This is a genomic window from Thermococcus sp. PK (assembly GCF_000430485.1).
In the GTDB taxonomy this organism is placed as follows: domain Archaea; phylum Methanobacteriota_B; class Thermococci; order Thermococcales; family Thermococcaceae; genus Thermococcus_A; species Thermococcus_A bergensis.
The window spans coordinates 359234-382871 of sequence record NZ_KE387149.1 but is presented as its reverse complement, the minus strand read 5'-3'; the positions used below and the strand labels follow the sequence as shown (position 1 = coordinate 382871).

Here is a 23638-nt window from a genome sequence, read left to right as displayed (position 1 = left end):
TTTTAAACCTCCTTCTCAATTCTGTGGAGCAAAACTCTAAGCCCTTCAACAAATTCATCGCTAAGGGGAATAGCTTCCTTAATCATAACCTCAACTTGAGAGATAGCATTCAACAGCTCGTCGAGGTTCTCCTTTGTGTAAACTTTTAAATCCTCGAGAGCATTTAAGAGCTCGGCCTTATCATTGAGCCTAGCACTCAAAAGCGCAATTTTTGCAGTTTTTTCAACTGCCTCTCTTGTGAGCTTCTGGATCTCCTCCTTTGAGCGACTCTTTTTTAGCGTCTGCTTGGTCTCTTTGAGGCTTTTCTTTAATTCTTCACGCTCCTTGTGGAGGGCTTCCAGAGCGTTTAAAGCTTGTAGGAATTCCTCAATGGACTGGTAGCGATCCTCCTTTCTTTTTGCCAAAAGCTTCTCAAAGATTCCATCGTACTTGGCTAAAGCAGGGTTAATCTTCGATGGGGGTGTGGGCTTGATGTCCTTTGCTAGAATCTTACCAACGACTGCTCCTGGTGAATACCCCTCGTAAGGAAGCTTGCCAGTTAACAGTTCGTAGAAGATAATACCAAGGCCATAAATGTCGGTTCTATGATCTGGAACCCCATAAGTCTCCTCGTCAAGCTGTTCTGGAGCTGCGTAAAGGGGTGAGTAGCCACTGTTGGTTGAAAGAGAGCTCCTTGTACTTATTTTCGCTAAGCCCCAATCGGTTATCTTGGGAGTCAAGTCACGTTTGAGAAGTACATTAAGGGGTTTTAAATCGAGATGCCAGATTCCTTTCGAGTGAGCATGTTTCAAACCCTCAGCAATGCCTACGATGAGTTTTAAAGCGGTATTTTCGTCAACTGGTTTGGGGTATTTGTCCAAGTCCCGAACAATTTTGTCGTCAATCTTAGCTCCTTCAACGTATTCCATCTCGAGGTATGGAATTGGGAATATATCCGCTTTGTAGAGCTTTACAATGTTGGGATGGTTTAGGTAATACCAAGCGGCTATTTCTTTTAGAAAGAGCGAGCTAGTTTTTTCATCAATTCTTGGGATTTTTAGGGCGACAACTTTACCATCACTCTTCCTCTTAACCTTGTAAACTTTGGCAAAACCACCCTCGCCAAGGAATTCCAAGGGTTCATACTTGTCTAAGAGTTCAGAGGGGAAGTTAGGAAAATAATCTTTCATATTTGAGAGAAGACGATTTGTTGTCTTTTGTGTTTTCTTATTCTTTTGAGTCGTTCTCGGTAGTCTTCTTCCTCTTGTGATGTCTAATTGGAAAAGATAAGCTTTTTCTCTTTTTATCTGCTTCTGTTCCCCTCTTGTTTTTTTCGTTTTTGTTATAGAAATGGCAATAAGGAATAAAACTGATATGACGATCAGTAAATAAAGATAGCTTTTTTTTGCCCCTAGAAGATTCTTCATTTCAAAAATGGCAGTTTCGGCATTCCCTTGGCCATTTTTGAGAGTGAGGAGAGAAACAGCTTGTTCTGTAAGTTTTTTTGCAGTTGTATAATCTCCGGAGTCAAACATGGCTTTTGCCTGTTCAAGAAGACGCTCGGCTTCAGTGTTATTAACACCTTCTGCTTTCAGTTGAGTTAGAAGTGCCTCAGCCTCTATTATGGAGTGTTTTGTCTCGTTTATCATACTCAGTTCTTCTTGGATATTCCTCAAAGATGCAGTGAGACTTTTAGCACTGTCAATGTCACCTACTCTGAGCAGGTTCTCTACAGATAAAATCGTCTCTTCGACACTGCTGGGTATGGATATACCCTCGGCTCTAAGCTCGTCAACTAATTGTCTCGTGGATGTAATGTCCGAATAAATGGATATCACGTCCTCGGACGCAAAAGCATAAAGGTGACCATCGTCAGCTCCTATGTAAAGCATTCTGTTGGCAATAACTGGAGAAGAGCGGATGCTAGTGTTAATTAAGTACTTCCACTTAAGTTCCCCAGTGTCCACGTGGAGGCCATACAAATAACCATCATCCGAGCCAAAAAATACTGTGGCTCCTGAGACCACAGGCGCGTTCTGTATGGGTCCTCCGACTTCAAATTGCCACTTGGTTTGGCCGTTTTGAGTGTCAACAGCTTGGAAATAGTAATGATCTTCTCTCCAGCTTTTTCCTGTCCATGCGTTGACTTTGTACAAATTCCGGTAATACACAACATATGCTGTTCCACCTAAAACACTTGGAGAGAATTTCCCTGTGTATCCTTTATATGTCGTAACTTCAGTTGGGGGTTTAGTATATCCTGTATCTCTAAGTGCAATCTCCTTTTTCCACGTAACATTCCCACTTGCCACCTCAGCAGCATATAAATACTTAGCACCGGATATAAAATAAATAGTGTTTGTGTCAGCCACTATTGCTCCACAAGTAACTGGTTCGCCTATATCTACTGTCCAGACAAGTATTCCGCTCCTAGCCTCTAGTGCATACACTTTTCCATCATAAGAACCGACTATTAGGAGTTGGCCATAAACTGCTGGCGAGGTTTCTATTTTTCCGCCAGTTTTGAACACCCACTCCTCTTGTCCGGTAGTAGCATTGAGGGCGTAAACAGACCCATCAGTAGCTCCAAAAAAGACAAGTCCATACTCAACCACAGGTGACGAAAGTATTTGACCTACAGATTCGAATTTCCACTTTAGATTTCCAGTCTTTGCGTCCAGTGCATATAGGTTTCCATCAAGGGAAGCAACATAAACAGTACTATTCCACAGTGCGGGGGAAGTGTCAATCCTACCGTTTGTCTTAAACTTCCACTTTAATTCACCTGTGAGGGAATCGAGGGCATAAACGTGATAGTCAGCAGAACCAAAATAAAGAACTCCGTCAGAAACTACTGGGGATGAGGTTATTGACCCACCAGTCTCAAACTTCCACAAAAGCTCGAGTGGAGGTTCTATCGCTTCAGTTGCGACACCAGTATGGTGAGAATTGTTTTTATACACCAGCCACTCAGTAGCCAAAGCTGGATTAGCTACTAGGAACATCACTATTAGCAATGCACTCAATGCCCTAAATGAGGACTTTTTCATATCCTCTTCACCTATCTATCCAACTTCTTATATGATTTAACCAGAAAGAACAGAAAAATCAAAGTTCCTCAAGCTCCAGATGCTTCTTTTTCCTCTCCTCCCCAGTTACCTTCTCTGCAGCCACGTCGGGCTCAAGTTCGCCCTCCTTAACAGCCCTAATCGTATCCAAAATCTCCGCAAGCTCTTCATCGGTCTCGAATTCAACTCCAGTAGAGAGAGCCTGATCGGTGTAGCCGAGCATCTGGTTTAAATTCTCATTCAAATTTTGAGTGTCCAGTTGCATTTCGGTCAAACGTTGCTCCAGCTCTTCAGGAGACATTTCATGCAGAATCTTCCACGTAGGGGTGTTCTTCAAGATAGCCTCATTCTCCTTGATTATCATAAGGTTGCTCACGAGCATCATCTGCTTGTTCAATTGAAAATGAGTGTTCTGCAGATTCTTCTTCCTCTGGTTGAGAGTCTTTATTTTGGTGGCTATGGTCAGTTCTTCAGCCTTGCTTTTGGCTTTCTTTGCCTGCTCAAAAAGAAGTGCAATTTGCCTGTCAATTTCAAGCATCTCTGCCTCTATTTTTCTTATCTGCATGTCCAACTTAACATGGGTTTCCCTCAACTGGCTCAATGGAATGTCAAGCGGATTTTTCTTGCCAAAAAATCTGGAAAAGAGAGCCATTCACAACTCCTCCAGCTCCTTTGACTCTTTTTCCTTAACCTTTTCAAACGCCTCCTCTGTGTCTGCCTCCCCAGCTTCAACCATCGCCCAGGCTTGAAGAAGCTCTTTTTCTGTCTGATCCTCTGTAGCCTCAAACTCAGCAACTTCCATTTCAAAGACTCTGTTGAGGCTGTTGACCATCTCATCGAATTCCTTTCCATCGAGGTTTATCTTTACCAAGGCAGTCTCAAGTTGCTCGGGCGCAATTTTGGCTAACTTGTCCCATATACCTATTTTTCTTAACTCCTTCTCATACTTCTTCACAATGATGAGATTTTTAACTAACGTGTACTGCCTCTGAGCCGTTGTAAAGTCCCTGAGCTTGAGCTTTTCTTCAAGGTCGAGGCTTTTAATTTCCTGAGCAAGCATCTTCTTCTTTAAGACATCTGCTCCGACTCCTTCCTGGAAGAGTTGCTTTTTCTTCCTCTCTATGTTGTTTATTTCCTTCTTCATTCTTTCCAAGCGGTTTCTTAGCCTTATCTCTTCCTCTTGGAGCTCCCTTAGGGAGAGTTTTTCGACAGGGTTTTTCCTAAACCTATCCAATATTTTCATTTTCTAACCCCCTTCATTAATACTAGTCCAAAACCATCGATATACTTAACAACACCATTCTCTTCATTGGCAACTTCATAAAACGCCTTCTTAACGTAAGCTTCATCCCCACAGTCTTTCACTTCTTCAAAGGGCAAATAGTCTCTTTCGGAGAGTTTCCCTCGTATGCATTCCTTTACTTTGGCATAGACTTCTTCATCGAGCTCCATGCGTACCAGCGGAGCGAGAGCCTTTGCATACTTGTCATTCGGATTGTAGATGACCTCTCCTGTCTCAACGTCAAGCAAAAGCAACGAGACGTTCTCAGAGTAGAAGTTTTGGTGGAACTGGTCAGAATTGACGTATTTTTTTATTCTTTCTTCGAAGCCTAGAGGCGTTGCAATAACTAGGATTGTGCGCTCGTTCTTTGAAGAATCCCTTGCATCAACTAGATAAGCGTTTATATCTGCGAGCTCTAATGGATCAGTATCAAACCCATAATCTGCAAGCTTATCAACCCTCGTTAGGTAATAAGCCTTTAAGAAGAGCTTTTCTTTGCTCCCAAGAAGTTTCTTCTCCTTTATCTTGACTTCCAAATACCTGTTCTCCGGCAAGTTCTTTAGGGTTTTTTCATCGAGTTTTGATGCGAACTTGGACACATCTTCACCAATTTTTTCGTTAAGTTCCTCTATCTTGTAAGTTTTGCCTAGAAGTTTTATTTCATTCTTGAACTTGCTCTTCAACCTCCCCAAAAAGTTCAGCTCCTGTATCCTAGCATCCTCCCTGATAACAAGGCGGGATCCTTTTTCAAGATTCTCCGAGGCTTTGAGAACTTCATCTATCTTCTTGCGCAGTTCCTGATCTTTTTCCGCCAGTTCAAGCTCCTTTTTCTTGAGCCCCATCTCTTTCTGTTTTAACTCGATGCTCCTGCGCTGTATCTCCTCCTCTAACCTTTTTACTTCCCTTAGCATATTCTCTCTGGCCTTTTCAAGTTCTTCCTGAAGCTTTTCTTGAAGCTCCTTATCTTTCAATTCAGTAAGTTTTTTGACAAGTTCCTCCTTTTCTTTTTCAAAACGCTCAATTAGTTCCTGCTTTTCCCTTTCCAGTCTTTCTATCTCTTCCATGCTTGCACGCGAAATTTCTTGAACTATTCTTTCCTTCTCATATTCAAACGCTTTTGTAAGCTCTTCAATATGTTTCCTAAGTTCCTGAACCTTTTGTTCATAAATTGACCTCACCGTATCAACACTTTCTCTCTTGTCTTTCTCCCATTCTTCGAGCAACGTCCTAAACCAGTCATATTTGTTGGCCTCGTTAATTGCATCGTTAAGTTTTCCCTTGTATCTCTCCCAGGTTCTCTTAAAGTAATACCTTAGGGGAAGTTTTATGTTGGGATTGTTAAGTTGCTCCTCAACCCATTTGTCCATTCCGAGGTAATAAGTCTTCAGCAACTCCAGAACCTCAGAATCCCTTCTGTAAAGCTTCGTCAGGATGTCGTCCTTCGTCATTATCTCAAATATGTTGTACTTCAAGATTTCATCGACCACTTGAAGCTCTTCCTCTGTGAACCTCTTCTTTGCGGGATAAAATGCTTCACCATTTTGTTCAAAACTCCACGCGAGTATTGCCAAAGCCGCTTCAAACTTGGCCCTGAATGCGTTATCTAGATCCTTCAGAAAACCCCCACAGAAGCCGTCCAAGTAGCTGTCATATGCTCTTTTCACTTCATACCATAAGCGCTCCCTTTGGGCAAAGTCTTCTACCAAGATGTCTCTGCCCTGCTTCAGGACCCTTTCGGCAGGCTTTAATAGGTTTTTAACACATTCCACATCTCCATCATCGAAGATCCCCACCTTTCATACCCCCACGAGGGATTCAATTTCCTCCCCCAGTTTTTTACCGATATAGTCTACAGCATCCCCATAACCCGAAAGCACTAACTTTATCTTGGTTTCACTGCCTTTAGGCTTGAGAGTTAATTCAATGTCCACACGGCCCTTTCTGGTCAGAGTAAAGTACTTCGCAGAGCGAATATCTGAGGAGTAATAACGAATATTGTTCTTGGAGAATATGTATTCTAAGAGTTTTTTAACGACCTCTGCGGATTCTTTGCTATGATATTCGAGAACCAGCTCGTTAGGTTGAATATTGGCTTGTAAATCTCTTTCATGCAGTGAAAAGACTTTTACCTTTTTGGAAGAGTCTGGACTTAGCTTTGAGAGAAGTTCTTCTGCGAAACCCTAGTTCCCACCACCTGTGAAGTTGTATAATCTGTCCAGATTCACGGCCAGAATCGCCCCTAAAATCCTGACAACCAACCCCCTCAAACTAACACTCCTGCTCGGCCTCAGAAGAAACTCAGAAAACTTCGAAAACAAAGTCTCAATCCTCCTGCGAAAGTCAGACAAGTACTTGTAAAACTTCTTCTCCTCCAGATTACTAACCTGATTCTCCCGCTTCACCGGCGTGTAAACAACGCCAAACTTCAGGAATTCCTCCTGAAGTTCTCTACTAACGTAACCCTTATCCAAAAACAGAAAACAGCCAGAAAACTCCTCAACAATCACCCAGAACTTTTCCCTGACAACACTCACATCATGCTTGTTTGCCGGATCAACGGACAGCAAAGCCAACAGGTTCCCATCAGAGTAACAGGTCAGCTTGTACCCATAGTAAAACTTTTTTTAGAGGGAACAAACCCAACTGCGGGCTTTTCAGAGATGATTTCTGAAGAACCCTTCTTCTCCTTCCTGTTTTTTCTGGCCAACTCCTTGGTCTGAATGGGCTTTGAGTCCAGTATTCTAACGTATTCTCTGGCGTGTTTTTTGAATAATTCTTCCTGCGCTAGGAGCAGGAGTTTTTCGTGCCTGTTCAAGCGTTCTGTTAGTTTGTTGTACCTGATTTTGGGGAACAGCTTCATTTCTTCGATTAGGACTCTGTAAGCGTGCTTGTAAACTCCGTTAAAGTGCAAGTGTGCTAGTATTGCGAAGGTTATTAGGTCGTAGAGGCTGATTATTTCCCTGTGAGTGTTTTTCGGGTAGTGTTTGCTGATTATCGGATAGATTTCGGATTTTATGATCAGGATTTCCTGCTGAAAGTTCATAACAACCACCAATCAACCAAAAGACTTAAGTGCTTATAACTCTAACGATCTAATGGGAACTAGGGTTCTGCGAATTCACTTACATCTTCGGTGTCAATGATAAAAGTTAGACCTCTAGGCTTTAAGATCCTCGCACGTTCTTGCCATTTCTCCAAAAGGTAATCAATTCGCTTTCTTTCTGCGTCGTCTTCATAATCAACAATAAAAAGGTACTTCATTACAACACCCCATTTAGCTTCTTCTCAGCAGCTTCTATTAGGTCAACAACTCTTTCAGAGTATTCTATTATGAATTCTAAGTCCTCATCACTGGGAGAGTACCCCTCATGCACTACTTTGTTTCGTATACTGTAGAATATTCTAGGAAGTTCTGCCTCTAGCTTAGGAACATGAATGTTATGCATGTGTAAATACCTGACAAACCCATAATACTTATCAGCAAATGTGTAGTCGTATGTTCCATGTTTTTGGACGCCTAATTCCTCCAAATCCACATTGAATTTCCTTAAAAATCCGTTCAATGCAACTTCCATAGCTCCGAGGTAGCACATCGCAACAGCCCAGTTTTCTGAAAACTGTGGGTGTTTTGCTATGAATTCGGCTAATTTGGGAAGAAATCCTTTTGGCTTTACTTTCACAAGTAAAGCATCGAGTTTATCGGCAAGATACTGGGCTTGCCGTTTTAAGTATTCTCGGCCGTAAATGTTGCTCTTCTCCAAGGCAGTTCTTAAATTTGAGATGTCCGCTTGTAAAGCCACTTGGTTAGCCCTGAAGTCCAAGTCGTCTGTTTTTAGTGCACTTATTTTCGCGAGAACTCCTTCAATGACGTTTAACGTGTTTAGAAGAACTTCTTTCTCAAGTTCATTTCTGATAGTTAAGGATTCTCGAAGTTTTTTGGACTCCCTTTCTATTATTCCGCAGAGTCGAGAAAGTTCAACATCATTGTTCGTCATAGTATCACCATGACTATTAATGTTTGTTTTTAATCCTTAAATACTTTTCGGCAAAATGGAGAAAAGATTGTTAAGGGAGCATGTGGAGAGTTAGTGAACATAGATCAACCTTATCCATAGTGGCTATAAAGTGGAGAATCAGATAAGCTCTCCGAAAACTTCCAAACTTCGCTATTATTGGATAATATTTTTGTTCTTGTCTCCTCACTAAGCACATATAATAGTTCGGGCATTAGTTTGTCAATAAGCCCGTCAATGAGCATCTTATTGAGTTTTTTGAGCTTGGAAGAGTACCTCTTGTCCTCTGTTATTGAGATATAGTGCAGAAAGTCCACTCCTTCAGCTCGTCCGAGGAGGTAATTTTTATATCTCCTCATTTTGTCCAATGCTTCAAGTCCTTTGCCAAATAGTGTGGTAACAGTTCTTTCTCCTGTGAGTTCAAAGATTTTATCTTGAAGATAACTATCAAAATATTTTCGGAACATTTTTACCGTGATAATAGGCTTTTGAGGTTCATAATTTCTGAGCCACTCATATTTTCTGTAGAGGTTTTCTAGCTGAGTTCGTTTTTTAAAGGCTCTATTGGGAGTATAAAAATTCTTGAATGTTTTATCTAAAGAGTAGTACCCGAAAATCGGTTGTGTTGGATCAAGAATGTGTTTCTTCTTGAATATTTTGAGCTCTTCGATTAGTAATGGGTGAATGAAAACTGGGGTAAAGTTTTTGTCGTCGTCTGCCTTTAATTTCTTTCTGTGGAAGTATATAATGCCTTTTCGGAGATCAATTTGTTTTAAAACTTCCTCATTGACTCGCACCTCAAATTGTAAGTCATTTACTTCTGTGCCTCTTGCTCCGGTCAATAATACGATCAGAGTTGCTAATCGCAGTTTTTCAACTGCCATACTATCTCTTTCCTGCCTGAGAATTGCAAGCCATTTTAGGGCATCTTTAACTCTTTCGTCACTAATGACTTTACTCTCTTCTTTCTTTTTAAATGCCTTTAGTTGACTTCCTTTTGATCGTAAGGTGGATTTCGAGAGCTGTGTTAAGTAAAAGTCAATGTCAAAGACTTCAATTCCAAGCGTCTTCGAGAGAAGAAGATTGTATTTCTTGAGCAAGATGTGTTCAAGGGCTTTACGAGTGTAGTAAAGATAGGTTTGGAGGGTATGACGTGCTGGACGTCGTTCTTTAATGTATTCATTAAACGCAACATATACATCACGTGCTGTGATCTTTATTTCACCATTAGCTGTTTGTTCTGGGTTTTTAGTTTTGAGTAAATATTCGATGAAAACGTTTATGGCTGATGACTTATTTTGGAAAGCTCCAACGGTCAATTGGCCATTTTGTCTTTGTTTGACCAGCTCTTCTTTATATTCGTCGAAGTCACTTAGCATTATGATCACAGCATCTGTATCAGTGAAGGATTCAAGTGAATCCTTTTGATGGGAAAACACCTTCCTCCTCATGGACACCACCCAGTATGAACTTACTGTTTAATATTATCAACAAAATTATTAATAAACATATCGGTCTTTCATACAATACAACCGATGATGTATAATTATTGTAGTCATCTTGGAGCAACAACTGGGATAATAGTATGAAAAACTAAGAAATAGTGCATATTTTATCCTTTCCTATCTTTAAAATTTTGGGGAAAAAGTATGCAAAAAATTGGGTCTTTTTGACACTCATCATCGGTTGTTCTTATTTTTGAGTTTTAGCGTGATCTTAAAAACTCCTCCCTTTGTGTCCTAACATAGCAAAACTTTTTATTTCGATCTCGGCAATCTTGTCTTAGACTGGGGGTGAGAGAGTGAAATTCTGTCCAAAGTGTGGGAGCATAATGTTACCGGATAAGAAAAAGGGAGTTTTTGTGTGCAGGAAGTGCGGGTATGAGGAGCCACTTGATCCAGAAGCTGCTAGCAGATACAGGATAACGCAAAAAGTTAAACACGAAAGGGAGGACATACCTGTTATTGAGCAGGACGTAGCTACACTTCCAAAGGTAAAAATAACCTGTCCGAAGTGCGGTAACGATGAAGCCTACTGGTGGGAAATGCAAACAAGGGCGGGAGATGAACCATCAACCATCTTTTACAGATGCACAAAGTGCGGGTACACATGGAGAGGTTATGAATAATGGTGGAATTTATGAGTGAATTTGAGCTAGAAGTGCTTAAACGCCTTGCAGAAAAAGCTTTAAAGGAATTAGACGAAGCTTATAAGAGGGCACCTGATGTGGATAATGGAAAAACTTATTTATTGAGAGGTAAAGAAAGAATAAGGTTGATGGCTAAAATTCTCAACGATATGGAGGGATAAACATGCCATTCGAGGTAGTTTTTGATGGGGCAAAGGATTTTGCAAGCTTGATAGACACGGCAAGCAATTTAATTGATGAAGCTGCCTTTAAAGTTACAGAAGAAGGCATATCAATGAGAGCTATGGATCCAAGCAGAGTTGTTTTAATTGACCTTAACCTCCCAGCTGGAATCTTTACCAAATATGAGGTCGAGGCAGAGGAAACAATTGGCATTAACATGGATCACTTCAAGAAAATTCTCAAGAGAGGAAAGAGCAAAGATATACTCATTCTCAAGAAAGGTGAGGAGAACTTCCTTGAGGTAACACTCGAAGGAACCGCAAAAAGGACATTCAGACTTCCCCTCATTGAAGTTGAAGAGCTCGAGCTCGAGCTTCCTGAGCTTCCATTCACTGTAAAAGCTGTTGTTCTAGGTGAGGTCCTAAAAGAGGCAGTTAAAGATGCCTCCCTTGTTAGCGACTCCATAAAGTTCATTGCCAGGCCAAATGAGTTCATTATGAGGGCAGAGGGCGAGACTCAAGAAGTTGAGATAAAGCTCACACTGGAAGACGAAGGCCTGCTCGACCTTGAAGTTGAGGAAGAAACTAAGAGCGCCTATGGTGTCAGCTACCTCGCAGATATGGTCAAGGGAATTGGAAAAGCCGACGAAGTCGTTCTCAGATTCGGAAACGAAATGCCCCTCCAGATGGACTATCCAATCAGAGACGAAGGAAGGCTTACGTTCTTACTTGCTCCGAGAGTTGAGGAGTGACCTCCTCATACTATTTTTTTAGGTGGTTAAATTGGATCTTGCAAAGCTCAGGGAACTTCTGGAAATGGAGCTATCTTCAAACGAACTGATTTCCCTAGACGATGAATTTTACAAAGAGTTTGACAGCCTTGTAAAGGCATTAAAGCTTAGAGCAGAGTCTTCCAAGGAGAGGGGGGAAGAACTCGAAGAAAAGCTATACCTTGCAGAGATGAATGTTGCGGAAAAGCTTATCAAAGAAATACTCCGTGTGAGGCTCCATAAAATAGTTGACATGGTCTTTGAGGGAAGGCCCCACAATCTTGCAGGTGAAGAGAGGAAAATCTTCTCTCTGCTTCTAGCGTTTGTAAACAGAGAGCAGATACCTATGGAAGAAGAATTTAAAGTTGTTGAGGAAGAAGTTGAAGAAAAAATTCCCGAGAGCGGGAAGCAGATTTGGGAAGCTTATCTTATTCTCGAAGATATTCCAAAGGTCATGGATGAACAACTGAGGGAATACGGGCCGTTCAAAGCGGGTGATTTGGTCACTCTCCCAAGAACACTTGGCCATGTTTTAGTCCAGAGAGAAGTGGCTAGAAGAGTAAGCATCTCCCCTTAGGTGTTTTCCATGTTCAGCGTTTGCATGAGGGACTGCTACGACACCTGTGCAATTATAAGCGAGCTCAGAGAGGGAAAGCTATTCGTTAGAGGGAATCCTGAGCACCCAGTAACGAGGGGCTTTTTATGTCCAAAGGGGGCTCTTATGCCAAAGTGGTTCCACAGCGAAGAGCGGTTAAAAAAGCCGTTAATGAGAGAAACACTAAAGGATGAATTCAGGGAAGCTGAGTGGGAAGAGGCTATTAAATCCGTTGCGGATAAACTGAGGGAAACCATAGATGAATACGGAAGCGAGAGCGTCCTTGTTTACAACTACGCCGGCGATAGAGGGGTTGTTAACTACGCTTTTCCGCTGAGGCTTTTCCATTACCTCAACACTGCAATGCTTGATTATGGAATATGCGACAGGGCTGGTCAGGAGGCTTTGAGAGATGTCTATGGGACTGCCGTTGGGATGGATCCGGAGGAGCTCAAGAACCAAAAGCTCATCGTTTACTGGGGGATAAACGCATTCTGGACTAATCTCCATGGATTCATGCTTGCGAAAAAGTACAACCTTGAAAAGTGGGTTGTTGATGTTGTTAAAACAGAGACCGCAAAAAGGAGCGAAAAGTTTTTCCAGATAAGACCAAACACGGATGCTCTTTTTGCCCTTGGAATTGCAAAGATAATCGTGGAAAACGAACTCTACGACAAGGACTTTGTCAGAGAAAACGTATACGGGTTTGAAGAGTTTACGGAATACCTCAAGAAGATAGACCTTGATTTCGTAAGCGAGGAAACTGGAATTGAGAAGGATAGAATAGAGGAGTTTGCCTTTGAGTATTCCGAGAAAAGGGGTGTTATCCACATTGGATACGGTTTTCAGCGCTCCCTCAATGGTGGAGAAGCCGTGAGGGCTATCTCTGTTCTCCCAGCCCTTGTGGGACATAAGTTTGGCTTTATCTACGATATGAAAACAATCGACAAAAGCTATGCAGAGGGAGCTTTTTTAAGGACAAAGCCTGCCAAGAGTATACCCCAGGTGAAGCTTGCCGAATATATAGAGAATGGTGAGATTAAGTTCCTCTACATATACAACGCTAATCCTCTGGCTTCGCTTCCGAATCAGAACAGATTAAGAAGTGCCATAATAGAGAACGATGTGTTTGTCGTGACTCATGACATCTTTTTAACCGACACCGCCCTTTACTCTCATGTGGTCTTACCTGCGAATACATTCTTTGAGAGGCTCGACATTGCCGATTCATACTACCACCGCTACGTTGCCTTAAACGAGCCAGTGACGAGGCTCTATGGGAAGAGCAACAGTGAAGTGACCAGAATGCTGGCTAAAGCCCTTGACATAAAGAATCCCTACCTTTACGAGAGCGATGAGGAAGTGATAAAGAAGGTCCTGGAGATAAACGGTTTAAGCTTGGATGAGCTTAAAAAGAAAGGTTTTGTAAAAGTTGAAGCAAAAGAGAGAAAATATGACACCCCAAGTGGGAAAATAGAGTTCTACTCTCAGAGGGCTCTTAAGCGGGGTCTTTCACCTTTCCCCGAGTATAAGCCGCTGAAAGGGAAAGGGCTCCAGCTTTTGAGTCCAACGTGGAAGCTGACAATCACAAGCCAGTATCACAACACCTACAACATAATTGACCCTCACCTATACATTAACCCCAAGGATGCTAAGGTGAGAGGTATCAAGGAGAACGATGAAGTGGAGGTTTTCAACGAATACGGAAAAATAAAAACGGTGGCAAAGATTAGCAAAGATGTTCCAGAAGGTGTCGTGGTTCTTTACAAGGCCTTCTGGGTTAGACTGCTCGGCTGGAATGTAAACTTCCTCACAACGGATGAGACCGTTGAAGGTTATGGAAACGCTTCCGCATTTCACTCCACGTGGGTTGAGGTAAGGAAGGTCTAACCAAATTTGTCCAAAAATGTTTTTATGTATTCCCTCCAATTCTTAAGCGGTGAGGAAAAATGAAAGTTTATAGAAATGATAGGGAGTACCCTCCGGAATATAGGGAAGTTCTTGAGGAGTTGAGCACGGTTATTGACCCAATAAGCACTATGAATATACTCGACGCTGGGCTTCTGGCAGGGCTTGAAGTTGGCGATGACACTCTTAAGCTGTGGCTGGCTGTGGAGAGCAATTCCTACTACAATATGATCGGAGGCGCTGCAATAGCCCATTCCAAGATAATAGGGGACATAATGGAGCGTTTTGCCCTTGTGAAGTTTTCGAGGGTTTACATATATGACATGAAAAACAACCTTCTGGCAAAATTTGAGAAGAAGTGAGGATAATGGGATTTCTGGATTTCCTCAAAGAAAAACAAAAACCCGGAAAAATAAAGGATCTCCCCCCTGAAGTTGAGGAAGTTGTTAAGGAACTCAGGAATGTTAAAGACCCTGAAACGGAGCTTAACATTGTGGACGAAGGGCTGCTGTACGGTTTAACTGTGGAGAACGAAAAAGTCATGGTGTGGCTTTTGTTTGCCAAAACTACTCCAGAGTGCCATTTTTGCCAGGCGATAGCGATGAACGTGCAGAGAAAAATTGTTGGGGATATCATTGAAGTATTGAAGAAAAAGGGTTTTAGGAGCATTGAGGTATATAACGAAATTGGACTCCTGCTGGAGGCGTGGAAAGATGAAACGGGTTAAGCCGTTTAATGACCTAAAAAGAATCGGAGATGACAAGGTTACAGCCATTGGAATGGGTACATGGGGAGTAGGAGGCTGGGAGAGCCCGGACTACTCAAGGGATAGAGAATACATAGAGGCTCTTAGATACGGGCTTGAGCTTGGGATAAACCTCATAGACACGGCGGAATTCTACGCCTCTGGCCACAGCGAGGAGCTCGTTGGAAAAGCCATAGAAGGATTTGAGAGGGAGGACATTTTCATAGTGAGCAAAATCTGGCCCACCCATTTTGGATACGAGAGTGCCAAAAAAGCGGCAAGGGCAAGCGCAAAGAGGTTGGGGACCTACATAGACCTTTACCTTCTTCACTGGCCTACTGAGGACTTTAGGAAAATAGAAGAAACCCTCCATGCCCTCGAGGAGCTCGTTGATGAGGGGTTAATCAGGTATATAGGAGTCAGCAACTTCGACCTTGAACTTCTCAAGAGGAGCCAGGAAGTTATGAGAAAGCATGAAATCGTGGTAAACCAGGTGAAATACTCCCTAAAAGACCGCAGACCAGAGGAAAGCGGCTTGCTGGAGTACATGAGAAAAGAAGGCATCACGTTGATGGCATACACTCCACTAGAGAAGGGAAGCCTAGCAAGAAACAGCTGTCTGGCAGAGATAGGGAAAAGGTACGGCAAAACAGCGGCTCAGGTTGCGCTGAACTGGCTAATCTGGAAGGAAAACGTCGTTGCGATTCCGAAAGCTACAAACAAAGAACACATCAAAGAAAACTTCGGTGCAATGGGCTGGAGATTGAGCAAAGAGGATTACGAAAAAGCCCTCGAATGCGTCCGGTAGTTTTATTAATATTTATGTACTTTAGGTTAAGACATGAACATCTTCATACCTCTTATACTGGGTATCTTTGTGGGTTATCTGCTAAGGGATAGAATAAAGTTCAGCATGGACAGGCCAATGAGCGTTGCCCTACTGCTTTTGATCTTTTTCATGGGAGTTGAAGCGGGCAGAGTGGAGATAGACGCCCCCAAGCTCCTTATTTCTTCACTTGTGTTTGCCTCGTTCACAATACTCGGAAGCCTTCTCATAGCTCTGCTGGGGGTGAGGGAGTGAGCGTTCTTTATCTGGTAATCTCATCTCTCCTCCTTGGCATGCTTGTTGGGAAGTACACGAGCTTAGAATTTGGCAACCTCTATGAGCTTATGCTATATCTCTTAATATTCATAATAGGCATCGATATCGGAAAGAGCAGGGGATTGAGGGAAGAGCTTAAACGACTTGGCAAAATGGCTCTTTTACTTCCTGCATCAACTGTTTTGGGATCATTGATCGGCGGTTTAGCTGCTTCTCTCCTTTTGAAGATTCCTTTCAAATGGGGATTATCTATTTCTGCCGGTTTTGGATGGTACTCTCTCACAGGTCCTCTCTTGGCAACTTATTCTCCAATATATGGGATAATTGGATTTCTGGCAAACTTAACGAGGGAGATTCTAACGATTATTTTCTATCCCCTGGCAATAAAGAGGATTCCAAAAGAGAAGGCGATAGTCATGGGGGGCGCAACGACCATGGATACAACCCTTCCACTGATGGCAAAATTTGGAGGGACGGAAATAACCCTTCTTGCTTTTGTACATGGGTTCATTTTAACTGCTATAGCGCCTTTTTTGATTCCTCTAATCCTTCAACTTTTGTAGTGCTCCAGGAGCTTTTCAAGCATCTTTTTATGCTGTTCTTTGTTGTTTTTGATGTCCTTTGCGATTCCCTTTAGCACTGGGTGCTTGGCTTTCTCCGAAAGTTTCTCGTAGTTCATTATGAGGGCTTCCTTGTTCTTTATGTATTCCCTTAACTTCTCTTTAATCTCTTCCATGAGCTCCGCTGGTACTATGGGCTCCCCTGGGAATCCTCCGAAATACTCATCTAAAATTTCATCTGTGGGGATTTTAGTGCCAATAGCGTTTACTTCCCTTGGAAGAATTATTGTTGGCACTCCCGGGAAGAGGACAGCTGTTCCCAGTTCCACCTCTTCCTCTGGTGTGTATTCTCTCACAAGCTCTTCAACTTCCTGATAAGCCTTTTCCAGAGCTTCGGAGATGTGCTTGTGCAGTGTTTCGTCTATGGTCAGCTTTAGAAGAAAGTTTCTCAGATCCGCATATTCTGGATCTTTGAGCTTTTTAAGGAGTTTTTTGTAGCTCTCGAGTTCTTTTTCCTCCCGCCCTTTAATCTCATGAAGGAGCTCTTCCAGTGTCATTGCCCCTCACCTCAATTTTTAGTAACATTTTGTATTTAAAAATTTTTCTGAGCTTCCAAAAATGTTTTAAAGGGTTTTATATTAGGGGTTCTCGAACTGTCATAAGGTCATGCTCGGGGGTGTCCGTAAAGGAACCTACCGGGCGTGTTCGGGAGGTGGAAAAATGAAATACCCAAAGCAGATGAGGACATACTGCCCGTTTTGTAAGAAGCACACAGTTCACAAGGTAGAAAGAGTGAAGAAGAGACCTAGGAGTGAGCTTAGTGCAGGTCAGAGAAGATTCAGAAGAATCCTCAAGGGTTACAAAGGTTTCCCAAGGCCAAACCCGGCTGGAAGAGAAAAGCCAGTGAAGAAGCTTGACCTTAGGTTTGTGTGCACAGAGTGCGGAAAGGCACACACAAGAGGCGAAGGATTTAGAGTAAAGAAGTTCGAACTCGTGTGAGGTGAGAAAAAATGGCAATACCTGAGAAATTAATCCCAATGCCAAGGTCAAGATTCCTCAAAGTTAAGTGCATTGACTGTGGAAACGAGCAAATCGTTTTCAGCCACCCGGCTACAAAAGTACGCTGTTTGGTTTGCGGTTCAACTCTTGTTGAACCAGCCGGTGGAAAGGGAGTCATAAAGGCGAAGATTCTAGAAGTTCTTGAGTGATCTCTCTTATTTTTCTCCAAAACCTTAAAAACCTCATACAACTACCTTTATTGGGCAAAATTTTTGGGAGATGGTGAAAATGCCGAGGAGAGCTAGAGAATTTCCGGAAGAAGGAGAGTTTGTTGTGGCCACTGTTAAGAGCATCCACAATTATGGTGCATTCTTGACCCTTGACGAGTATCCTGGAAAAGAAGGTTTTATGCACATAAGCGAAGTTGCTCCAACTTTTGTGAGAAACATTAGGGATTACCTTAAAGAAGGCCAGAAGATTGTGGCAAAGGTTATACGCGTTGATCCAAGTAAGGGTCATATAGATTTAAGCCTCAAAAGGGTCAAGCAGCAAGAGAGGAAAGCGAAGCTTCAGGAGTTCAAGAGGGCCCAAAAAGCAGAGAACCTCTTAAAGATGGCGGCTGAAAAACTCGGTAAGGACTTTGAGACAGCTTGGAGAGAGGTTTGGGTGCCGCTTGAGAGGGAATACGGAGAGGTTTATGCGGCATTTGAAGACGCCGCCCAGAACGGAATTGAAGTTCTTAAAGACCTCATCCCAGATGAATGGTTGCCGGTTCTCGATGAGATAATTAAGAACTATGTTGAAATTCCAACCGTCACAATAGATGCTGAGTTTGAGATAAGTGTCCCGACTCCTAACGGTATTGAAATCATAAAAGAAGCCCTCATAAAAGCCAGAGACAGGGCGAATGAAGAGCAGGGAATAGATGTCAAGTTCAGCTATCTCGGTGCACCGAGGTACAGGATAGATATTACCGCTCCGGACTACTATAAAGCCGAAGAGGTGTTAGAGAAGATAGCCTCGGAGATACTTCAGGTCATAAAACAAGCCGGTGGGGAAGCCTCTCTCATAAGGAAGGAAAAGAAGATAAGGAAGATAAAGAGGAGAGAGGCATGAGGTTCAGAATTAAAAAATGTCCAAAATGCGGTAGATACACACTAAAAGAAATCTGCCCGGTCTGTGGGGAGCAAACGAAATCGGCTCATCCTCCAAGGTTTTCCCCGGAGGATCCATATGGGGAGTACAGGAGAAAGCTTAAGAAGGAACTGCTCGGTATTGGGGTGAAAAAATGAAGGAAACAATAATAGTTGTTTATGAAAAGCCAGATATATATGATCCAATTTTTATTGAAGGCCTGCCGGGAATTGGATTAGTTGGCAAACTGGCCGCAGACCATCTAATTCAAGAGCTCAATGCGAAGAAGTTTGCTGAGCTTTACTCTCCTCACTTCATGCACCAAGTCATAGTGAAAAAAGATTCGACAGTGGATTTGATGAGAAATGAGTTCTATTACTGGAAGAGTCCCGATGATGAGCACAGAGATCTGATAATAATCACAGGAGATACTCAAGTACCTCCAACCGACAGCTATGGACACTTTGAAGTTGTTGGAAAGATGCTCGACTTTGTAGAGCAGTTTGGAACAAGGGAAATAATTACTATGGGTGGTTATCAGGTTCCAGAGCTTGAAGGGGAGCCAAGGGTTTTAGCCTCTTTCACCGATTTGGAAACAAAGGAGAAATACAAACACCTACCTGTTGTGTTTAGGGAAGACGAAGGAGGAGCAATAGTTGGAGCAGCAGGTTTGCTCTTGGGCATAGGAAAGCTCAGGGGAATGAGAGGGGCATGCTTCCTTGGAGAAAGCCTTGGTTACATAGTGGATGCGAAAGCTGCCAAAGCAGTCCTAAGCGTCGTTGCGCAGGTTCTCAATTTAGAGATAGACATGAGCGCTCTCGATGAGAGAGCGAAGGAAACTGAAGAGATCCTTAGAAAAGTGCAGGAGATGCAGAGAGCAATGTTTGAACAGCAGGTTCCACAACCGAGCCACGAGGAGGAGGATAGGGGCTACCTTTGACTTCCTTTTTCTTTTGAGGTGCTCTTATGCTTGTGGATGCTGACCTGCACATCCATTCTCGTTACTCCAAGGCAGTCTCAAAGTTAATGACATTCCCTCTTCTGGCTGAGAACGCAAAGCTCAAAGGTCTCGGAATCGTAGGGACTGGAGACATTTTAAACCCTCAATGGGAGAAAGAACTTTTAAGGTCTGCTCAAAAAGTAGATGGGGGAAGCTACGAGATAAAAGGTGTGAGGTTTCTCCTTACGGCTGAAGTTGAAGACAACAGAAGGGTACACCACTTGCTAATTTTTCCATCCATCGATGCGGTAAGGGAGATGCGTGAAAGGCTTAAGCCCTACTCCAAGGATATTGAAAACGAAGGAAGGCCCCACGTGAACCTAAGCGCGGCTGAGATAGCCGACCTTGCTAACGAACTCGACGTTTTGATAGGCCCGGCCCACTCGTTTACCCCATGGACAGCCCTTTATAAGGAGTACAACAGCCTCAAAGAGGCTTATGGCAACGCTAAGGTTCACTTCCTTGAGCTCGGGCTTTCTGCCGATTCTTATATGGCAGATAGAATAAAGGCTCATCACAAACTCACCTACCTGAGCAATAGCGATGCCCATTCTCCAATGCCTCACAGACTTGGGAGGGAGTTCAACCGCTTTGAAATTAAGGATGCGACGTTTGATGAAGTTAAAAAGGCCATTCTAAAGCGGGGCGGGAGGAAAATAGTCCTAAACGCTGGACTTGACCCGAGGCTTGGAAAGTATCACCTAACTGCATGTTCAAAATGCTACACCAAATACCGTCTTGAAGATGCGAAGAGGTTAAACTGGAGATGCGAGGTCTGCGGCGGGGTTATAAAGAAGGGAGTGCACGATAGGATACTTGAGCTGGCTGATACGAATGAACGACCAGAGGATAGACCTCCCTACCTCCATCTGGCACCTCTTGCAGAAATAATTGCCATGGTTCTCAACAAGGGAGTCGAAACCAAAGCCGTCAAAAGTGTATGGGAAAGACTGCTTAGGGAGTTTGGCAGCGAAATTTCCGTTTTGGTTGACGTTCCAATAAGGAGCATTGCCAAACTGGTTGGAGATGACATAGCCAAGGCAATCTGGGCTTTCAGGAATGAAAAGCTTATCGTAATCCCGGGTGGAGGGGGCAAATACGGAGAAATTAAGCTGCCCGAAGAGATAAAGAAAGCAAAACTTGAGGACTTAGAAAGCTTGGAAATTAAAAATAGTGAGGAAGTTTACCATAAGCCAAAGCAGAGGAGCATCCTGGACTTTGTTGGAGGCTAATCGACGTATATCATCTTTACCGTCATTCCTCCATCAACTACGAAGTTCACGCCCGTTATGAAGCCCGCTTTTTCGTTGTCCGCAAGGAAGGCGCACATGTGGGCTATGTCCATTGGATTGCCAACCCTTCCCGCCGGGTGCTGCTCGTGGTCTATTGGTCTAAGCTTTGGCTCCGACCTCAGGCTTGACTTCTTCCACCTTGAGGTCTCTATCCACCCAGGGCTTATGCAGACGACCCTTATCCTGTATGGAGCTAAGCTTATCGCGAGGGAGTGCGTTAAGGCAACCAATCCGCCTTTCGACGCGGAGTATGGTTCGGTGTTGGGTTCTGACATCAGCGCCCTCGTGCTCGCTATGTTGATGATTACTCCTCCCCCGCGCTTTTTCATCTCCTCGGCGGCATAGCGGGAGCATATGTAAGGCCCGGTGAGGTTCACCCTTATCGTCCTCTCCCACTCTTCGAGGGAGCGCTCGAATATGCTCTTCCCGTCAGGCTGTATCGCGGCGTTGTTCACGAGGATGTCCACGCCACCATAAAGCTCCACGGTCTTCCTCACCATTTCCCTGACGGAGTCCTCGTCGCCCACGTCCGTTTTTATGAATGTTACTTCGAGCCCTTTTCCCTGAGCATCCGCTCCCTCTCAGTCCCTGCCTCCTCGTCTATCTCCGCTATGACCACCTTCGCACCGTTTTCGGCAAAGAGCTGGGCTATCGCAGCACCAATCCCCTGTCCACCGCCAGTGACTATAGCCACCTTGTCCTTGAGGTTGTAACATCCCATACTCTCACCCCTCATCTGTGTTTTTCAGCCGATGAACTCCCACGTGCCCATCTATTGCCATAGGTATTAGCAAGGGTGTATTTGGTGTGCTCTCCTATGGGGTTCGCCCTGTGCCGGGATTCTACCTGTATTATGACTATCCTAAAATTTGAGTTCTCAGGATATAAAGCCCTTTCCCCAAGACTTTTTAATATCCATGCATCATTGTTGAGGGGGATCTGTGTGGAGCGCGAGATAATAGAGCTGTTCATGAAGCATCTTAACAATCAAGGGGATTTACCTCTGGGAGACGATGCCGGAGCGCTGAAGCTTGGCGAAGAGTGGCTTGTGGCGACAAACGACATGCTGGTGAAGAGCACAGACGTTCCAGAGATAATGACGCCCGAGCAGGTTGGCTTCAAGGTATTCACCATGAATGTGAGCGACGTTGCCGCCATGGGGGGTAAACCGATAGGGTTTCTCTTCTCCCTTGGAGTGCCCAGAGATATTGATATGGATTATCTTGAAGGCATTGCAAAGGGAATCGCTAAGGCTTCTGAGTTCTACAGCACGCCCGTGATAAGTGCCGACACTAACGAAGCATGCGATCTCATAATAGACGGGATAGCCCTTGGAAAGACCAAAAGGTTGCTCACGAGAAGCGGAGCAAAGGAGGGAGATTTGGTCTGCGTTACCGGCGACATTGGAAGGGCTCTAGCGGGGCTTAAAGTCTACTTTGACAACCTTGAAGTTAGTCCAAAAACAAGGAAAGCTCTCTATGAGAAGCTCCTTGAGCCCAAGGCGAGGCTCAGAGAGGGACAAATACTTTCGAGGTATGCAAACGCCGCAATAGACATAAGCGACGGCATGAGCAAGGAGCTCCATTTGATAGCGGAGATGAGCAAAGTGAGGATAACCATCTATGCCGAAAAGCTCCCAATAAGGAAGGAAGTTTTTGAAGTTGCAGAGCTCTTGGGAGTTGATCCTATCAACCTTGCACTGGCAAGTGGAGAGGAGTTTGAGCTCATCTTTACTATTCCCGAGGAACACCTCGAAAAGCTCGACTTTGAGTTTTCCATAATCGGAAGGGTTGAAAGGGGAGAGGGAGTTTACCTGAGAAGAAATGGAAAAGTTGAGAGGATGCCCCTTCTGGGATGGGAGCATTTAACGGGGCACTGAGAGTTCTACCTTTTCTCACTATTACTACAACGCTTAAAATGCCAGCATCGAATAAGTCTCCGCGTATCAGGGTTTATGATAGTTTTTCCACATTGTTTTGCTTGGAACTGTAGCACCAATCTCTCGGAATTCATGAGCCTGTATTTCTCCAGTGATTGTGTGAAATGAGACATCACCACTAGCTCAAAAGAAAAAACATAATAACCTTCTCCACCAATTATTTCTGATGCCTTATGAAGAGGATAAAGTTCAAGATTCCTCTCAGCCTTGAATATTTCAACGCCTTCCGCGAGTTCCTTGAGGCGGTGGAATGGGGTTATGGAGACACTTACTTCCTCCTTGGGACTGATGTAATAAAGCTTGTTGAGGTCAGGTTCAAAGAGGGGATAGAGCCGGAGGGTATTCTAAAGAAGCTCCTGGAGGTCCCCACGTAAAGGAGGCAAAGCTGATAACAAAGAACGCTCATTACATCCTTTATGTGAGAGCAGACCTTCTTAGTGCCCCACTTCCGGAGAACGTTCTTGAACTTTTTGAAGTTCAGAAAAAAGGAATGGTTATTTTCGAAAAGGGGACTTTCAGCCCGGAAGGAGTTAATCTATACGTGATATGCGAAGATGAACTTGTGGGTGATGTCATATCCACCATTAAGAACGTTTATAGGGCAGAGGTGATAGGAATTGAAGAATATAGCCCTGAAGATAGTCCGGTATTGAAGCTAAGCAAAAGGCAGTTTGAAGTTCTCCTCTTCGCCTACAAGAGCGGCTACTTCGACAATCCAAGGAGGATAACCCTCCGAGAACTGGCGCAAATACTCGGCCTGAGTCCCTCAACCGTGAAGGAGCACTTAAGGAAAGCGGAGAGGAAAATCCTTGAGGAGCTTATAGGCTAATTCTACCGGGGCGTGTTTAGTTTCACCCCCTGTTATTTAAACAGTATTTGACTCTGAGGAGGATTTTCAGACCATAACACATTACCCCAAGCAGGATTCGGGTTACAGTAGTC

29 protein-coding genes and 1 pseudogene are annotated in these 23638 nt (G+C 43.6%); 19 read left to right on the top strand and 11 right to left on the bottom strand.

Annotated features, from left to right (window positions below; all coding sequences use genetic code 11):
- Window positions 1–2: 2 nt before the first annotated feature.
- From THEPK_RS12530 to THEPK_RS03970, 9 genes are all read right to left on the bottom strand, one after another.
- Window positions 3–3029 (bottom strand): outer membrane protein assembly factor BamB family protein, encoded by a 3027-nt coding sequence (locus THEPK_RS12530; protein WP_083965028.1) that lies wholly within the window; start codon window positions 3027–3029, stop codon window positions 3–5.
- A 58-nt stretch (window positions 3030–3087) separates the two neighbouring features.
- On the bottom strand, window positions 3088–3699 hold the full coding sequence (locus THEPK_RS04005; RefSeq protein ID WP_042698630.1) for an SNF7 family protein: 612 nt from the start codon (window positions 3697–3699) through the stop codon (window positions 3088–3090).
- Window positions 3700–4290 (bottom strand): hypothetical protein, encoded by a 591-nt coding sequence (locus THEPK_RS04000; RefSeq protein ID WP_042698626.1) that lies wholly within the window; start codon window positions 4288–4290, stop codon window positions 3700–3702.
- Window positions 4287–6122: a hypothetical protein gene (locus THEPK_RS03995; protein WP_042698623.1), complete on the bottom strand. Its 1836-nt coding sequence runs from the start codon at window positions 6120–6122 to the stop codon at window positions 4287–4289. Before THEPK_RS03995 ends, THEPK_RS04000 begins: the two co-directional genes overlap by 4 nt.
- 3 nt (window positions 6123–6125) lie before the next feature.
- Window positions 6126–6260 (bottom strand): hypothetical protein, encoded by a 135-nt coding sequence (locus tag THEPK_RS13660; protein WP_255346946.1) that lies wholly within the window; start codon window positions 6258–6260, stop codon window positions 6126–6128.
- Between the two features lie 249 nt (window positions 6261–6509).
- Window positions 6510–7381 (bottom strand): IS982 family transposase gene (locus THEPK_RS12525; RefSeq protein WP_156882084.1). Its coding sequence is split into 2 segments (ribosomal slippage): window positions 6510–6955 and window positions 6955–7381, totalling 873 coding nucleotides; the frame shifts between segments, so codons are not numbered across the junction.
- 50 nt (window positions 7382–7431) lie between these two features.
- Window positions 7432–7590 (bottom strand): hypothetical protein, encoded by a 159-nt coding sequence (locus THEPK_RS12970; RefSeq protein WP_156882138.1) that lies wholly within the window; start codon window positions 7588–7590, stop codon window positions 7432–7434.
- Window positions 7590–8324 carry a hypothetical protein gene (locus THEPK_RS03975; protein WP_042698620.1) on the bottom strand — a complete coding sequence of 245 codons (735 nt, stop codon included), beginning with the start codon at window positions 8322–8324 and terminating at the stop codon, window positions 7590–7592. The genes THEPK_RS12970 and THEPK_RS03975 overlap by 1 nt, the downstream gene beginning before the upstream one ends.
- Window positions 8325–8434: 110 nt before the next feature.
- Window positions 8435–9793 (bottom strand): hypothetical protein, encoded by a 1359-nt coding sequence (locus tag THEPK_RS03970; RefSeq protein WP_042698617.1) that lies wholly within the window; start codon window positions 9791–9793, stop codon window positions 8435–8437.
- Window positions 9794–10143: 350 nt separating this feature from the next.
- On the opposite strand from THEPK_RS03970, the gene THEPK_RS03965 reads away from it, so the two are divergent.
- Genes THEPK_RS03965 through THEPK_RS03925 form a run of 10 tightly spaced genes read left to right on the top strand, consistent with a single transcriptional unit; the run spans window position 10144 to window position 16335 of the window.
- Window positions 10144–10470 carry a transcription factor S gene (locus tag THEPK_RS03965; RefSeq protein ID WP_042698614.1) on the top strand — a complete coding sequence of 109 codons (327 nt, stop codon included), beginning with the start codon at window positions 10144–10146 and terminating at the stop codon, window positions 10468–10470.
- 11 nt (window positions 10471–10481) lie between these two features.
- Window positions 10482–10652 carry a hypothetical protein gene (locus tag THEPK_RS13350; RefSeq protein ID WP_198011284.1) on the top strand — a complete coding sequence of 57 codons (171 nt, stop codon included), beginning with the start codon at window positions 10482–10484 and terminating at the stop codon, window positions 10650–10652.
- Between the two features lie 2 nt (window positions 10653–10654).
- Window positions 10655–11404, top strand: a complete 750-nt coding sequence (locus THEPK_RS03960; protein WP_042698611.1) for a DNA polymerase sliding clamp — start codon at window positions 10655–10657, stop codon at window positions 11402–11404.
- Between the two features lie 31 nt (window positions 11405–11435).
- Window positions 11436–11999, top strand: a complete 564-nt coding sequence (locus THEPK_RS03955) for a DNA replication complex subunit Gins51 (protein ID WP_042698608.1) — start codon at window positions 11436–11438, stop codon at window positions 11997–11999.
- Between the two features lie 9 nt (window positions 12000–12008).
- Entirely contained in the window at window positions 12009–13907 is a 1899-nt protein-coding gene (locus THEPK_RS03950; protein ID WP_083965027.1) for a molybdopterin-dependent oxidoreductase, read from the top strand.
- Between the two features lie 59 nt (window positions 13908–13966).
- Window positions 13967–14287 carry a hypothetical protein gene (locus THEPK_RS03945; RefSeq protein WP_042698605.1) on the top strand — a complete coding sequence of 107 codons (321 nt, stop codon included), beginning with the start codon at window positions 13967–13969 and terminating at the stop codon, window positions 14285–14287.
- Between the two features lie 5 nt (window positions 14288–14292).
- Window positions 14293–14652, top strand: a complete 360-nt coding sequence (locus tag THEPK_RS03940) for an iron-sulfur cluster assembly protein (protein WP_042698601.1) — start codon at window positions 14293–14295, stop codon at window positions 14650–14652.
- Entirely contained in the window at window positions 14639–15478 is an 840-nt protein-coding gene (locus tag THEPK_RS03935; protein ID WP_042698597.1) for an aldo/keto reductase, read from the top strand. The genes THEPK_RS03940 and THEPK_RS03935 overlap by 14 nt, the downstream gene beginning before the upstream one ends.
- Before the next feature lie 33 nt (window positions 15479–15511).
- The gene (locus tag THEPK_RS03930; RefSeq protein WP_042698594.1) at window positions 15512–15751 is read left to right on the top strand and encodes a LysO family transporter; all 240 of its coding nucleotides are present in this window, start codon (window positions 15512–15514) and stop codon (window positions 15749–15751) included.
- Entirely contained in the window at window positions 15748–16335 is a 588-nt protein-coding gene (locus THEPK_RS03925) for a lysine exporter LysO family protein (RefSeq protein ID WP_042698592.1), read from the top strand. Before THEPK_RS03930 ends, THEPK_RS03925 begins: the two co-directional genes overlap by 4 nt.
- Here the strand turns inward: THEPK_RS03925 and THEPK_RS03920 are convergent.
- A complete protein-coding gene (locus THEPK_RS03920; RefSeq protein ID WP_042698589.1) occupies window positions 16323–16889 on the bottom strand; it encodes a hypothetical protein in 567 nt (188 codons plus the stop codon). The genes THEPK_RS03925 and THEPK_RS03920 overlap by 13 nt on opposite strands.
- Window positions 16890–17052: 163 nt before the next feature.
- Between THEPK_RS03920 and THEPK_RS03915 the strand changes: the two genes are divergently transcribed.
- The 6 genes from THEPK_RS03915 to THEPK_RS03890 all read left to right on the top strand — a co-directional run bounded on the left by THEPK_RS03915 (window position 17053) and on the right by THEPK_RS03890 (window position 20697).
- Window positions 17053–17331, top strand: a complete 279-nt coding sequence (locus tag THEPK_RS03915; protein ID WP_042698586.1) for a 50S ribosomal protein L44e — start codon at window positions 17053–17055, stop codon at window positions 17329–17331.
- An 11-nt stretch (window positions 17332–17342) separates the two neighbouring features.
- On the top strand, window positions 17343–17540 hold the full coding sequence (locus tag THEPK_RS03910; protein ID WP_042698583.1) for a 30S ribosomal protein S27e: 198 nt from the start codon (window positions 17343–17345) through the stop codon (window positions 17538–17540).
- Window positions 17541–17619: 79 nt separating this feature from the next.
- Entirely contained in the window at window positions 17620–18447 is an 828-nt protein-coding gene (locus THEPK_RS03905; protein ID WP_042698580.1) for a translation initiation factor IF-2 subunit alpha, read from the top strand.
- Complete coding sequence (locus THEPK_RS03900) at window positions 18444–18623, top strand: RNA-protein complex protein Nop10 (RefSeq protein WP_042698577.1); 180 nt, start codon at window positions 18444–18446, stop codon at window positions 18621–18623. Before THEPK_RS03905 ends, THEPK_RS03900 begins: the two co-directional genes overlap by 4 nt.
- The gene (locus THEPK_RS03895) at window positions 18620–19405 is read left to right on the top strand and encodes a proteasome assembly chaperone family protein (RefSeq protein ID WP_042698574.1); all 786 of its coding nucleotides are present in this window, start codon (window positions 18620–18622) and stop codon (window positions 19403–19405) included. The genes THEPK_RS03900 and THEPK_RS03895 overlap by 4 nt, the downstream gene beginning before the upstream one ends.
- 26 nt (window positions 19406–19431) lie before the next feature.
- Window positions 19432–20697 (top strand): TIGR00375 family protein, encoded by a 1266-nt coding sequence (locus tag THEPK_RS03890; RefSeq protein ID WP_042698571.1) that lies wholly within the window; start codon window positions 19432–19434, stop codon window positions 20695–20697.
- On the opposite strand, the pseudogene THEPK_RS03885 reads toward THEPK_RS03890, so the two are convergent.
- A pseudogene (locus THEPK_RS03885) lies at window positions 20694–21478 on the bottom strand (glucose 1-dehydrogenase). The gene THEPK_RS03890 and the pseudogene THEPK_RS03885 sit on opposite strands and share 4 nt — an antisense overlap.
- Before the next feature lie 222 nt (window positions 21479–21700).
- Here THEPK_RS03885 and THEPK_RS03880 point away from each other — a divergent pair.
- The 3 genes from THEPK_RS03880 (at window position 21701) to THEPK_RS13550 (ending at window position 23525) form a co-directional block, all read left to right on the top strand.
- Window positions 21701–22636: a thiamine-phosphate kinase gene (locus THEPK_RS03880; protein ID WP_042698568.1), complete on the top strand. Its 936-nt coding sequence runs from the start codon at window positions 21701–21703 to the stop codon at window positions 22634–22636.
- 233 nt (window positions 22637–22869) lie between these two features.
- Window positions 22870–23070, top strand: a complete 201-nt coding sequence (locus THEPK_RS13555; RefSeq protein WP_232194527.1) for a hypothetical protein — start codon at window positions 22870–22872, stop codon at window positions 23068–23070.
- Between the two features lie 44 nt (window positions 23071–23114).
- Complete coding sequence (locus THEPK_RS13550) at window positions 23115–23525, top strand: helix-turn-helix domain-containing protein (protein ID WP_232194526.1); 411 nt, start codon at window positions 23115–23117, stop codon at window positions 23523–23525.
- Window positions 23526–23638: the final 113 nt, after the last annotated feature.

What these genes read in the sequence shown, in the direction of transcription:
- THEPK_RS12530 (WP_083965028.1), bottom strand. Translation starts at nt 3,029, where the DNA reads ATGAAAAAGTCCTCATTTAGGGCATTGAGTGCATTGCTAATAGTGATG.
- THEPK_RS04005 (WP_042698630.1), bottom strand. Translation starts at nt 3,699, where the DNA reads ATGGCTCTCTTTTCCAGATTTTTTGGCAAGAAAAATCCGCTTGACATT.
- THEPK_RS04000 (WP_042698626.1), bottom strand. Translation starts at nt 4,290, where the DNA reads ATGAAAATATTGGATAGGTTTAGGAAAAACCCTGTCGAAAAACTCTCC.
- THEPK_RS12970 (WP_156882138.1), bottom strand. Translation starts at nt 7,590, where the DNA reads ATGAAGTACCTTTTTATTGTTGATTATGAAGACGACGCAGAAAGAAAG.
- THEPK_RS03975 (WP_042698620.1), bottom strand. Translation starts at nt 8,324, where the DNA reads ATGACGAACAATGATGTTGAACTTTCTCGACTCTGCGGAATAATAGAA.
- THEPK_RS03970 (WP_042698617.1), bottom strand. Translation starts at nt 9,793, where the DNA reads ATGAGGAGGAAGGTGTTTTCCCATCAAAAGGATTCACTTGAATCCTTC.
- THEPK_RS13350 (WP_198011284.1), top strand. Translation starts at nt 10,482, where the DNA reads ATGAGTGAATTTGAGCTAGAAGTGCTTAAACGCCTTGCAGAAAAAGCT.
- THEPK_RS03960 (WP_042698611.1), top strand. Translation starts at nt 10,655, where the DNA reads ATGCCATTCGAGGTAGTTTTTGATGGGGCAAAGGATTTTGCAAGCTTG.
- THEPK_RS03950 (WP_083965027.1), top strand. Translation starts at nt 12,009, where the DNA reads ATGTTCAGCGTTTGCATGAGGGACTGCTACGACACCTGTGCAATTATA.
- THEPK_RS03945 (WP_042698605.1), top strand. Translation starts at nt 13,967, where the DNA reads ATGAAAGTTTATAGAAATGATAGGGAGTACCCTCCGGAATATAGGGAA.
- THEPK_RS03940 (WP_042698601.1), top strand. Translation starts at nt 14,293, where the DNA reads ATGGGATTTCTGGATTTCCTCAAAGAAAAACAAAAACCCGGAAAAATA.
- THEPK_RS03935 (WP_042698597.1), top strand. Translation starts at nt 14,639, where the DNA reads ATGAAACGGGTTAAGCCGTTTAATGACCTAAAAAGAATCGGAGATGAC.
- THEPK_RS03930 (WP_042698594.1), top strand. Translation starts at nt 15,512, where the DNA reads ATGAACATCTTCATACCTCTTATACTGGGTATCTTTGTGGGTTATCTG.
- THEPK_RS03920 (WP_042698589.1), bottom strand. Translation starts at nt 16,889, where the DNA reads ATGACACTGGAAGAGCTCCTTCATGAGATTAAAGGGCGGGAGGAAAAA.
- THEPK_RS03915 (WP_042698586.1), top strand. Translation starts at nt 17,053, where the DNA reads ATGAAATACCCAAAGCAGATGAGGACATACTGCCCGTTTTGTAAGAAG.
- THEPK_RS03910 (WP_042698583.1), top strand. Translation starts at nt 17,343, where the DNA reads ATGGCAATACCTGAGAAATTAATCCCAATGCCAAGGTCAAGATTCCTC.
- THEPK_RS03905 (WP_042698580.1), top strand. Translation starts at nt 17,620, where the DNA reads ATGCCGAGGAGAGCTAGAGAATTTCCGGAAGAAGGAGAGTTTGTTGTG.
- THEPK_RS03900 (WP_042698577.1), top strand. Translation starts at nt 18,444, where the DNA reads ATGAGGTTCAGAATTAAAAAATGTCCAAAATGCGGTAGATACACACTA.
- THEPK_RS03895 (WP_042698574.1), top strand. Translation starts at nt 18,620, where the DNA reads ATGAAGGAAACAATAATAGTTGTTTATGAAAAGCCAGATATATATGAT.
- THEPK_RS03890 (WP_042698571.1), top strand. Translation starts at nt 19,432, where the DNA reads ATGCTTGTGGATGCTGACCTGCACATCCATTCTCGTTACTCCAAGGCA.
- THEPK_RS13555 (WP_232194527.1), top strand. Translation starts at nt 22,870, where the DNA reads ATGAAGAGGATAAAGTTCAAGATTCCTCTCAGCCTTGAATATTTCAAC.